Annotated in this window: 10 protein-coding genes; 3 read left to right on the forward strand and 7 right to left on the reverse strand. The window is 63.7% G+C overall.

Going from position 1 to position 11,175, the window contains the following annotated elements:
- Window positions 1-110 precede the first annotated feature (110 nt).
- From ACW73L_RS04230 to ACW73L_RS04240, 3 genes are all read right to left on the reverse strand, one after another.
- Entirely contained in the window at window positions 111-551 is a 441-nt protein-coding gene (locus tag ACW73L_RS04230) for a hypothetical protein (RefSeq protein ID WP_498920160.1), read from the reverse strand.
- Window positions 552-1,420: 869 nt separating this feature from the next.
- On the reverse strand, window positions 1,421-2,473 hold the full coding sequence (locus ACW73L_RS04235; RefSeq protein ID WP_498920161.1) for an SEL1-like repeat protein: 1,053 nt from the start codon (window positions 2,471-2,473) through the stop codon (window positions 1,421-1,423).
- Between the two features lie 296 nt (window positions 2,474-2,769).
- Window positions 2,770-3,762, reverse strand: coding sequence for a sigma-70 family RNA polymerase sigma factor (locus ACW73L_RS04240; protein WP_498920162.1), 993 nt, complete (start codon window positions 3,760-3,762; stop codon window positions 2,770-2,772).
- 390 nt (window positions 3,763-4,152) lie between these two features.
- Here ACW73L_RS04240 and ACW73L_RS04245 point away from each other — a divergent pair, with 390 nt between their 5' ends.
- Complete coding sequence (locus tag ACW73L_RS04245; protein WP_498920164.1) at window positions 4,153-4,707, forward strand: OmpA/MotB family protein; 555 nt, start codon at window positions 4,153-4,155, stop codon at window positions 4,705-4,707.
- 163 nt (window positions 4,708-4,870) lie between these two features.
- Here ACW73L_RS04245 and ACW73L_RS04250 read toward each other — a convergent pair whose 3' ends face one another.
- The 3 genes from ACW73L_RS04250 to ACW73L_RS04260 all read right to left on the reverse strand — a co-directional run bounded on the left by ACW73L_RS04250 (window position 4,871) and on the right by ACW73L_RS04260 (window position 6,756).
- Window positions 4,871-5,656, reverse strand: coding sequence for an HvfC family RiPP maturation protein (locus ACW73L_RS04250; protein ID WP_498920165.1), 786 nt, complete (start codon window positions 5,654-5,656; stop codon window positions 4,871-4,873).
- Window positions 5,649-6,485: an HvfB family MNIO-type RiPP peptide maturase gene (locus tag ACW73L_RS04255; RefSeq protein WP_498920231.1), complete on the reverse strand. Its 837-nt coding sequence runs from the start codon at window positions 6,483-6,485 to the stop codon at window positions 5,649-5,651. The genes ACW73L_RS04250 and ACW73L_RS04255 overlap by 8 nt, the downstream gene beginning before the upstream one ends.
- A 67-nt stretch (window positions 6,486-6,552) precedes the next feature.
- Complete coding sequence (locus ACW73L_RS04260; protein WP_498920167.1) at window positions 6,553-6,756, reverse strand: hypothetical protein; 204 nt, start codon at window positions 6,754-6,756, stop codon at window positions 6,553-6,555.
- A gap of 303 nt (window positions 6,757-7,059) precedes the next feature.
- On the opposite strand from ACW73L_RS04260, the gene ACW73L_RS04265 reads away from it, so the two are divergent.
- The gene (locus ACW73L_RS04265; RefSeq protein WP_498920168.1) at window positions 7,060-8,346 is read left to right on the forward strand and encodes an urease accessory protein UreH domain-containing protein; all 1,287 of its coding nucleotides are present in this window, start codon (window positions 7,060-7,062) and stop codon (window positions 8,344-8,346) included.
- Between the two features lie 71 nt (window positions 8,347-8,417).
- Window positions 8,418-9,380 (forward strand): glutathione synthase, encoded by a 963-nt coding sequence (gene gshB / locus ACW73L_RS04270; RefSeq protein ID WP_498920170.1) that lies wholly within the window; start codon window positions 8,418-8,420, stop codon window positions 9,378-9,380.
- 45 nt (window positions 9,381-9,425) lie between these two features.
- On the opposite strand, the gene ACW73L_RS04275 is transcribed toward gshB, so the two are convergent.
- Complete coding sequence (locus tag ACW73L_RS04275) at window positions 9,426-11,045, reverse strand: serine hydrolase (protein ID WP_498920172.1); 1,620 nt, start codon at window positions 11,043-11,045, stop codon at window positions 9,426-9,428.
- Window positions 11,046-11,175 lie beyond the last annotated feature (130 nt).

The raw sequence follows: 11,175 nt of genomic DNA on the forward strand, positions 1-11,175 counted from the left end.
ACCACAAACCTTAAGGTCAACTAAACGCCGTGTCTACCCAGGATAAATGATCGAACACGTTGACGCCCCACCCCATTCGCGCGACCGTGGAATTCGACATCGCGCCTGATCTAGGCGCGATACTTGGGCAAATCCTTGAACTGCATCAGCGCGGCCTTGACTTTGGCGGCATTGGGCTCATCCAAGTCGGTGTTGCCGTAGACCTTGTCCAGGAGGCCCTCTTCCACCATCGCTTGCTTAATCCATCGCTTGGCGAAGCGGTAGTTGTTGGGCACTGGTGCCGTCTCTCCCGTCAACGGATTTCGCAACAACGGGGACTGCCCGGGGTGCTCCGGAGAGGCCTCGGCCGGGACAGCGGCCGTCAGGGCTTCCGGCTTTTCAGGCACTGCCGGGTCGGGGACGACCGCAGGTTTCCGCATGGCCTGCTGCTGCAACTTTTCGTCGCGCGCGCGCGCCGCATCCACGGACAAGCACCCGCTGCTTGGCGGGTCGGTGTAGATCGCGTATCCGACCAGGCCGATCAGCGCAATCGTCACTACGGCTATCAACATTTCCATCACTACCCCCTGCGCGAGAGATGAACTCCGAGTGGTTACCCCGGGGCGGGCGAGCAGGGCCCGCCCCCTTCCCGTTCCGGCGCCACTATACCCGCATGTCACAGGACAGATACAGATGCAATTCCATAGGAGCCGGAACTGCGCGAGCGACGCCTGGCCGATGCAACGCTGCGGTTGCCGTACTGGCGGGTCTGCAAAATCGTCGCGGGAAGGCGCTTGCACTGCAAACGCAGCGGTACTAGACTCACAACAAAGTGTTGCGGATGGGCGCATTCCGCAACTACGAGTCGTCGGGCGTACAACAAAGAGGATACGTCATGGACTCCCAGATCCGCCGTCTGATCGCCTCTCACGGAGGCTACGCCTACGAAGTCGCGGGGCGCGTCGTCGCATTCTTCGACGACTCGCGGGGAAGCAGTGCATTCTGTGCGCTGTTGGCTCACCGCTCGGACATCACCGTCGAACGCTGTGGATGTCAGTTGTCGTTCCCGCTCTCCGCACGGCTCGCCAGTGACAGCGGTCGGACCTTGGAGCACCCGCCGGCTGCGCCCGTGGAACCCGCCCCAACTCCTCGCCGACGCGCAGTATGGTCACTCTTCCGCAGAGTCCCGGCGCGTCGTCCACCCAGCCAGGAATTTCCGACCGAAGCCATGGCGTACGGACAATTGAACGAACCGCACTTCACCGCCGCGCAGCTTTCAGCCCCCCCCAAACGCCCATAGAAAACACTGGTTGGGGCAAACACCCAACGGACTGGCGACATCCCGGGGCAAGGGCGCTCTCAGCCGGTCCGGAACGTGCCGGCCGTCCGGCCGGCGCCGCCAAACGAAGCTCTCGGCGACAGTCGCGTCCAATGCCCAGACCTAGTCTTGCGACAAGCCGGCCGCCAGCCCCCATTCCTCGATGCGTTGCCGGGCGGCGTCCACCTCGGCAGCGCTCATGCGCGCCAACAGGGACTGTCGGGCGCGTATGGCCGGCTCATAACCCTGGGTCGCGGCCAAGCCGGCCCACATCAGTGCCGAAACGTAGTCGCGGGGCACTCCCCGCCCTTCCTCGTACAGGGCACTCAGCCGGTACTGCGCTTCGACATTGCCCTGTGCTGCCGATTTTTCCAGCCACCAGGCAGCATCGCCATCGCTGCGGACCACACCTTGCCCCAGCGAATACATGAGCCCGAGGCTGAACTGTGCCTCCGCGTCACCCTGTTCGGCCGCGCGCCGATACCACAGGGCCGCCTCCGCGAAGTCCCTGGAGACGCCGAGCCCTTCACCGTATAGCCCGGCCAGATTGGTCTGACCCCAGGCGTCCCCCTGCTCGGCGGCCTGCCGGAACCACCGGGCGGCTTCCGTAAAGCTCTGTTCGACGCCGATGCCCTTGCGATACATGACGCCAAGATTGTTTTGGGCCAGCGCCTCACCCTGTTCGGCCGCCCGCCGGTACCACAACGCGGCTTGCGTGAAATCCTGAGGGACGCCGTTGCCTTCGTAGTACATGCCACCCAGGTTGAATTGCGCCGAAGGAATACCCTGTTCCGCAGCCCGGCGATACCACGCGGCCGCTTCGGCGTAGTCCTGGGCCACGCCCAACCCGTCATCGTAGAGCAGGCCGAGCTGGTATTGCGCCCGCGCCAATCCCTGTTCGGCCGCCTTGCGGTACCAGACCGCGGCCTGCTCCGTATCCTGCGGCACCCCTTTCCCGTTCTCGAAGAGCGAACCCAGGCTGTACTGAGCCTGGGCATACCCTCTCTCCGCGGCGTAGCGGTACCAGTTCGCGGCCGCCGCATCGTCCTGCGAGGTTGCCTCCCCCGTTTCGTATAGGTGGGCAAGGCGAAACGCCGCTTCTGAATCGCCGCGTTTGGCAGCCTCGAGCAGGCGCTTGAAGCGAAGCTTTGCCTCACTATCTTGTGTCCCTTGCACTCCGGCTCCGCGGGCGGGGACGGCGCCGCATGGCGGACACCAGGCTGCAGCCGGAAGTCCGGTCGCCAGCATCAGCGCCACGAACGGGCTTGTAATCCGCGACGTAGCGGCAGACCGACGCTGCGGTATACAAAGGGGAGATTTACGGAGCCTTGGCTCAACAGCCATAGTGCACGAGGGACGATCGGTTCGGGAAAACTGCAATTATGCAGCAAAAGACAGGCCAGCGCCTCGATGTTGCAACAGGCACCGCGGATAGAATGACCGCAAGACCCCGGGAGAGGCATTACCCGGCCTCAGTGGAACAGATTTTCGGCATTGAATCCCTGATTCTCGATCAGTGCACGCAGCTCTTTCAGGGTCTTGATCTGAACCTGCCGAACACCCTCCACGGTCAGTCCCACCGCTCGGGCGACCTCCTCCAGCGTTTCCGGCTCACCGCCGTGGAGGCCATAGCGGCGGCGAAGTATCTCCCGCTCTCGCGGCGGCAGACAGTCCAGCCATTCGTCCACTTTTCCTGCCACGCTCTCCTGCTGCAAGCGGTCAAGCAACGGCGGTTGCCCCGTGTCGCCGATCTCATCGATCAAGGCCAAGTCCGAGCTGCCCAGTACGGGACCATCGAGCGACGCGATCCTTTCATTGAGGTTCAACACACGTTCCACCTCCGCGATCGGCTTGTCCAGGAACCGCGCCACGTCCCTCGGTCGAGGAGGACGATCCATGCGGGCCGCTAGATGCCGAAAGGCCCGCAAGCAAACATTCAGTTCCTTGATGACATCCACCGGGAGACGGATCGTGCGGGTCTGCCGCATGATCGCGCGCTCGATATCCTGCCGGATCCACCAGGTCGCATAGGTGGAGAACCGGAAACCACGGTCGGCGTCGAATTTGCTCACCGCGTGCATCAGCCCCAGGTTGCCCTCTTCGATGAGATCCAGCAGGGGCAGGCCGCGGTTTAGATACCGGTGGGATATCTTGACGACAAGACGCAAGTTGCCTTCGACCATGATACGGAACGCCGTGTTGTCCCCTTGCCGGGCCAGCCGGCCAAAATGCCGCTCCTGAGCCGCGGTCAGCAGCCTTGATTTCGCCAGTTCCTGGAGATACATGCGGGTCGTGTCGTACCTGTCCCCCTTGCGTCCAGTCGGCGCGTCGCAAGTTCCATCCTTTGCCGCATCCTCGGCTGGCGCCAGTGGATCCCCAAAGCCCGAGCCCAGATCGTCATCGGGGCTGGCTTCCAGATCGCCCCCCAAAAAGCGGGATGGATTACCCAGATCATGCATGGCCATCGGACCAACTCCACGTGAAACGCCATAGCGGCAAACACGCCCCTAGGGCGCAGCCAGCGGATCGCATGGATCAGAAGGACCGCCGCCTGCGATCCGTGGCGGCGTCACACGCTTGATTGAAGTAAACCACCGCCCAAGACGGGTTTCCGGTGGTAACTGAAGCATAGGCGCGGCGATTCAGTGTCGCTCCGCACAACAGCTCGGTGAACGGGACATCACAGGCGCCGGGAAGTCCGCGCACCGTGCTGCCGGAAACGCCAAGTCCCCTGAGGCAGGGCAAGCGTCGCAAGATTCCACTGGACGAACCGACCTCTCCGGGTTTTCAATCCCTGCCCATCCGGCCTATGCCGGTGAATCACGCTGATGCCAAGACACAACAAGGACCAAGTCATGACTACACGAACCACCGCACTACTCGCTGCAGCTGCCGTCGCACTGGCCGGCTGCGTGACGCAAGCCACCTACGACAAAGAGGTGGGGATGTACGACACCGAGCGGCAACTGAACGCCCAGCTGGAAGCGGAAATCCAGGCCGATCAAGTGAAGATTCAGCGCCTGCAGGACCGCCTCAAGGTCACGGTCGAGGACGAGATCCTATTTCCCGAGGGAGGCTGGCAGCTGAACTCTAGAGGTAAGGCAACGCTCGACAAGATGCTGCCGGCGCTGAAGGATCTGAAAGATCATCGGATCGAAGTTGAAGGCTACACGGACAACGTCCCGATCGGGGGCCATTTGCGACACCACTTTCCGACGAACTGGGAACTGTCCGCGGCCCGTGCCGCCGAGGTGGCGAAATACCTTCAGAAGCAGGGCATAGACCCGAGCCTGCTGACCGCTGCCGGACACGGCGAGTACCAGCCGGTGGAATCGAACGACACCGCAGCGGGTAGACAGGCAAATCGCCGCATCGAGGTCGATCTGGTACCCGAATACCAGAAGCCGTAGGTCCGCGCCAAACCGCAATCGACCCAGCGGGTCCTCGGCGACGCGCCATGCGCGCTCGCCGGGGACGTGGCCCCACCGACCGGAATACGCGGAAGCTTCGCGCCCCGATAACCGCTGCGATCGCGGTCACCGTTGCAGGTGTGTCCAGACCAGGCCGGGACGCCTATTGCCCTGTTGCGTGGGCGTCCGCTGCCATCCCGATCACACCGCGCACAGCAAGCTTTCGCAACAGACCGGACCCGTAATCGAGTACCTCACGTGCGTCGGAATAGCCCAGTTCGCCGGCCAGTTGCTCGAGATAGACAGTCGCATGAAGGCCAGGCTCGTTGTCGATGGCTTGCAACAGGCGATAGGTCGCGGGATTAATTTCCAGGAAGCGCACCAGATCCTCGCGACTGCGATAAACCGTCAGGAAGGTTGGCTCGGGCGGCGCACAGACAGGCTGATAGTCCCTGCCAATCAGGTGCACCGGGAACTCGTACACCAGCGGCCAAGCGACCGGAGAAAGGATGATCCGGCATCCCAAGGGATCGGCCATGAGCTCGGCATGCTCCTCGGGCGGCTCTTCACCGGCTACCGACAAGGCCAGTTCAACCCATTCGTAATGCGCCATTTCCAGCAGGAACGGGGGATCCCCGGGCTGCATGCCGCGCACGTCCTGCAGGAACGACAGGAACTCGGCCGGAATACCCGAGAAATAGGGCGTGGTGCTCCGATGGCGCCGGACGAAGTCCCGGACCAACGATTCCCAGTCTTGCGGCGGCAAAAGCTCATGCAACACCGGGAAACCCGCCGCGACGAAACTCTCGAGATTGTGGAAAATCAGTTCCCGGTACAGCGACAGCCGTTCGGCGGGAACCCCGTCCGGCGGCGCCGTCTTCGCGGCACCTCTGACCGCGGCGGCAAAGGCGTACTGCAGCCGCTGAAAAGCCGGAAGTTCCTCAGGCATCGCAAGCCACGCGCGCATGCCTGACCTGGATCGAGCGGATGGTGTCCACCTCGCCGATCAATTCAGTCAAGGGCGGCAGATTGAAGTCGCGTTCGAGCAGCGTAGGAAACACGCCGAACCGACCATACGCTTCATCGAGCAGTGCCCACACCGGATCGATGACCGAGGCGCCATGGGTGTCGACGAGCAGGTCCGGCGCCTGCTGAAAGTGGCCGGCGACATGTGCATACTCGATGCGGTCCGCCGGTATCGCTGCCAGAAAAGCAGCCGCATCGTAGCCGTGATTGACGCTGTTGACGTAGATGTTGTTGACGTCCAACAAGAGGCCGCAGTCGGCCTCCCTCAGGACCGCGTTCAGAAAATCGGACTCCTCCATATCTTGTCCCGGCGCGGCGTAATACGAGACGTTCTCGATCGCGATGCGTTGACCGAGTATGTCCTGCACACGGCGGATACGCTCGGCGACATGGACGACGGCTTCCTCGGTGAAAGGAATCGGCAGCAGGTCGTAGAGCAGTCCGTCGTCACCGCAATAGCTCAGGTGCTCGCTGTATCGCCGAATACCGTGCTGTCGAAGAAACCCTTTCAGCGCTTGCAGCAACTCCAGATCGAGCGGGGCCGGCCCGCCCAGGGACAATGAAAGCCCGTGTGCGACGAAGGGGTAGCGCTCGGTCAGGGCGCGGAATCCTTTGCCCAGAGACCCACCCACTCCGATCCAGTTTTCCGGAGCAATTTCAAGGAAATCGACCGCGGGCGACATACCTGCCAGATCTGCGGCAAAGCTGCGACGCAACCCGAGACCGGCGCCGCGAATGCCGGGCGGCACCACTCTGCGGGGACGAGCGTCAGCGCGCGCCGCCTCATCACCCGCGACGGTTAGCTGCGCAAAGGCGGGATTACGGGCCGCCGACACTGCCCGATGCCTCGTCAGCCGCATACAGATCCCGGAGCCGCTCCCGCGGCCCGCGCATGATTTCATCGGTCTGTTCAGCCGCCGACCGCGCCTTCTCGCGGATGGCATCGCGGTATCGGTAGATCAGGTAGCCGACAGCGATGCCGGTACCGAGAACGATCCAGGGATGTCTGCTGATTGGGAACATCGTAGCCGCCTGTTGACTGGGAATTCCGAAAATCCGGAGGGAGGTTGATCGCGTATCCGGGAAACCCGAAGGGACATTATGGCCCCCGGTACGTGCCGCCGCGGCGCCTTCCCGTGTGCCAAAGATACGATCCCGTGGCAAGCACGCGCAAGCGCACGGTGAGCGATCCGGCTAAAGCGCTGCCCGAGCCGAGTGGTGCGCACGCACGACAACCCAACCCGCCAGCGGACGCGCAGACCTGGATCGGCTGTGCGAAAATCGCGGCTTGACGCCTACAAGAGGCCCTGAAGCACTCTTTTGACTATGTCCCCTACCCCATCCGACACCTCAGCCGGCGCTGTAAGCCCGCCCGCAGAACGTAGTTCGCGACCCACTGCTTCGCAGCGTCAGAGCGCGCTCGGACCCCGCCTGGCATGGACCCTGATCGGCGCCCTGGGCGTCGGATTGATCGTCTATCTCGACGGTTACCTGGAACATGTCAAGGGGTTGCCGACACTGAGCCGAGACATGAGTTTTGGCCTCTTGTTCATCGTCGGCCTGTTCACCGGGTTTCATTGCGTCGGCATGTGTGGCGCACTGGTGCTGAGCTACACGGCGAAGCTGGCCAGCGGCGGACGCCCGTCTTACATGATTCATCTGCTGTACGGTACTGGCAAGACGCTGTCGTATACCGCCATCGGTGCCGCCTTCGGCTTGCTGGGCTCCGTCGTCGCCTTCACGCCGCTGCTCCGCGGGGTGATTGGCATCGCCGCCGGGATTTTCCTGCTGCTGTTCGGGCTCGGCATGCTGGACGTTTTGCCCGGGCTCAAGGAGTTCCGCTTCCGCACCCCTCCCTTCCTGCTGCGCTTCATCGGCGCCCAGTCCCGAAAATACGGACACCCCTTCATCATCGGTCTGCTGAATGGCCTGATGATCCTGTGCGGCCCGCTGCAAGCGATGTACATCATGGCCGCGGGCAGCGGCAGTGCCTCGCGCGGCGCGGGCATGCTGTTTTTCTTCGGGCTCGGGACCCTGCCGATGATGATGGGTTTCGGGATTTTCGCCGGCCTGATCTCACGGCAGATGACGCCGAAGCTGATCCGCGCCTCGGCCGTGATCGTCGTCGCCCTCGGTGCCGTCATGCTGAATCGCGGCCTGAAGATGACGGGCAGCGAACTGGATCTGGCCTCGCTGCACAACCGCACCCTGAGAACGATCGCGCTGGAATGGAATCACTGGCAGCAAAAGGCTCAACTGGCCAACATCGAATTGCCGGCGCTGCCAGTACCCGAGGAACTCGTCCGCGACTCGGGCATGTCGGCCATGGAAGTCCATACCGTACTGAATGCGGGCGCCGCAACGCCGGACGAGTACCGGCTGCATCTCGGTATGCCGGTGCGCTGGATCATCGACGTGCGGGAACAAACCGCGGACAGCGCCCGATTGTTGATACCCGAGTGGTCATTGGACGTGGCGTTGCATCCGGGCCAGCAGACGGTCAATTTCACGCCGCAGCAACTCGGCATCGTGAACTGGACCAGTTCGGGAGGAGCCCCGGTGGCGCGGTTCCTGGTCGAGGATCCACGCACCAGCCTGATGCATGTGCACTAAGCTCCAGTCCTCGGAGGCTACCCTGCCCTCGTCGCGCGGCAGATCCGGGAACCCCGCATCGAAACCCATCCATGGCAGCCCTGACGTCGGTATTCATCATTGACCCGATCGAACGCTTGTCGCCGCCGACGGATACCTCGCTGGCGCTCATGCGCGAAAGCGAGCGGCGCGGACATCGCGTGTTCTTTACGACGCTGGACGGACTGCAACTCGACAATGATCGCGTCACGCTGAAAGTCCGGCCGGCGGCGTTCACGCCGGCTGAGGCCCTGTTCGAGGCCGGGGAAGAACACGAGCTGGCCGGGTCCGACTGCGACATCGTCTACATGCGCAAGGATCCGCCAGTCGACACGGCCTACATCCATGCAACCTGGATCCTCGAACGACTGCCTCCGCTGGTACTCCAGATCAATCCGGCCCCAGCCTTGCGGAACCAGTGCGAGAAGCTGATTCCGCTGCACCTTCCCGGACTCCTGCCACCGACGCTGATGACCCGTGACGCAGCCGCGCTGGATGCCTTTCTGGCACGGATGAGCCACATCGTCGTGAAGCCCCTCGACGACTGCAGCGGACGCGGCGTGATCACGCTGCAGCGCGACGATCCCCGGCGGCAGGAACGGCTGGAGCAAGCAACGGTCGGCGGACAGCGCTTCGTGCAGGCACAGCGTTACCTGCCCGAGATCGCAGAAGGCGACAAACGCGTGCTGCTGCTCGGCGGAGACGTGCTAGGCTGGGTCAGGCGCGTGCCGGCCGACGGAGACTTCCGCTCCAATGTCAACGCCGGAGGCCATTGCGAGGCGTGTGATCTGGTCGAATCCGACCATGCCATCTGCGCTCTAATCGGCAACTGGCTGCGGCAACACGGCATCCATTTCGCGGGCGTCGACATCGTCGGACGGCATGTGCTGGAGGTCAACATCACCAGCCCCTCCTGCCTGCGCGAAATGAACGCGCTATCCGGACAGCGTCTCGAGAAATCCGTCGTCGCTTACGCCGAGGCACAGTGGCAGTCTCTCGGCTCACGCCGGGCCTGAAGGCTCGGCGGGCGACCCGGGTCAGGCGCAGATCAGGCATCGCGCTCACGATCCCTGTCGCATCAGTACCCGCACGCCCGCCTCGAAGTTCTCAACCTCGAGGCTGTCAATGCGGCCCGACCTATCGGCCCGGAACGTCACGGCAGCCCTGCCGACAGCGTTCTCTCCCGCGGGCTCGTAGGAAAACTGGTCCCCGCGCCAATGCGTCAACCGGAAGCTCATCGGTTTGGGGCCGATCACCATGGTCAATTGGCCGGCATCTACCACGACGCGAGCCTCACCGTAATAGGCGTTGGCATAGCGGCCCGCGTAAACCTGCAACTGCCGGGCAGGCCCCGGGGTCACCGGTTGCGGCTGACCGGCGAGGGCGCTCGGGTTACGGTAGAAACCCGCAAAGGCATGCGTCCAGAACGCGTCCAACCAATCGCGCTGCACGGCCCCCGTCTCGACCAGGTCCATGAAGCTGGCGTTGAGCGCTTCGGGCAGGCCGATCGGCATGCCGTTGGTGAGCGTGACGATCCCGAGGTTTTCCGAAGGCAACAAGGTCACCTGGGTCGCGGCGCCGAGCGCAAACCCCCCCGAGTGACTCAGCCGGACGCGTCCTGCCCCGTCAATGGCAACGCCAAAACCGTAGCCGTAGGACGAAGAACGGTTCACCGGCGGGGCCGGCGGATCGGACCGGATCTGCGGCGCCAGGGCTTCCAGCAGCGCGGCACGCGCGACGATTTCCTTGCCACCGAAAGTGCCCAGCCCAAGCACCATTTGCATCCAGCGAGCCATGTCGCGGACGTTCGAACTGGCGCCGCCCGCCGGACTCTGCGCGTCGGGTTGGCGCGCGGCGCGGGCGACCCAAGCGCCCCCCTCCCGGACATGGCCGACGGCCTTGTTGCGGCGAGCCGCATAAACGGCAAAGTCCGAGCTGGTCGATGTCATCGCCAACGGCCGATAGATCAGTTCTTCCGACAATCGCGCCCACGGCATCCGGTAGGCAGCGGCAACGGCCTCGGCAGCCGCTGTCAGACCAAAATTGGTGTAGGCATACACCGCCCGAAATGGCGCCAATGGCAGATGGCGCAGTCGGTTCAGGATCGCCAGACGACCATACCCGAGGTCTTCCAACGTATCCCCGGCATGGTCCGGCAAACCGCTGCGATGCGCATAGAGATCGCCGACCGTCACCCACCGGGTGACGGAAGGATCGCTCAATCGGAACCCGGGCCATGCCTGAGCAACCGGCGTATCCCATCCGATCCCGCCACGACCCACGGCGGCGGCAACCACGGTCGCGCCGAGCGGCTTCGATACCGATGCCAACTGGAATACCGTGTCCGCGTCGACCGCTGCGGGAGATCCAACCCGCCGGCGGCCGAAACCTCGAGCGTAAAGCAGACGGTCGCCATGAACCACCGCCACCGCCATGCCCGGCACGCCGGTGGCGTTGCGTAACGACTCCGCAAGACCATCGAGCCTGGCGACGGCCTGATCGACCCGTCCTGCCGGAATCTCGACGACGGACCACTGCGGCGGCGGAATGACAACCCCCGGTGTCGCGGCGGGCTGCCTCATCCCACTACCGAACGCGCCGGCAACCAGAACCGTCGCAATGACCCAACGGGCATAGTCGGAAATCGCGGTACCGCGGGGTCGGAAGAACCTGTCGGACATCGGAACCGGCACCTCGAGCGGCCGGGGACGGAAACAGTCGCAAAGCTGCGCGCCGTGCTCCGGGTTGTCAATCAATCAATCCACCCGAACCGCATCGACGCAACACAGGACAACAGCCGAGCGTATCATT

This window comes from Methylolobus aquaticus (assembly GCF_054172105.1).

Coding starts and splice junctions, on each gene's coding strand:
- ACW73L_RS04250 (WP_498920165.1), bottom strand. CDS start 5,656: ATGCCTGAGGAACTTCCGGCTTTTCAGCGGCTGCAGTACGCCTTTGCC.
- ACW73L_RS04240 (WP_498920162.1), bottom strand. CDS start 3,762: ATGGCCATGCATGATCTGGGTAATCCATCCCGCTTTTTGGGGGGCGAT.
- ACW73L_RS04230 (WP_498920160.1), bottom strand. CDS start 551: ATGTTGATAGCCGTAGTGACGATTGCGCTGATCGGCCTGGTCGGATAC.
- ACW73L_RS04265 (WP_498920168.1), top strand. CDS start 7,060: ATGTCCCCTACCCCATCCGACACCTCAGCCGGCGCTGTAAGCCCGCCC.
- gshB (WP_498920170.1), top strand. CDS start 8,418: ATGGCAGCCCTGACGTCGGTATTCATCATTGACCCGATCGAACGCTTG.
- ACW73L_RS04260 (WP_498920167.1), bottom strand. CDS start 6,756: ATGTTCCCAATCAGCAGACATCCCTGGATCGTTCTCGGTACCGGCATC.
- ACW73L_RS04275 (WP_498920172.1), bottom strand. CDS start 11,045: ATGTCCGACAGGTTCTTCCGACCCCGCGGTACCGCGATTTCCGACTAT.
- ACW73L_RS04245 (WP_498920164.1), top strand. CDS start 4,153: ATGACTACACGAACCACCGCACTACTCGCTGCAGCTGCCGTCGCACTG.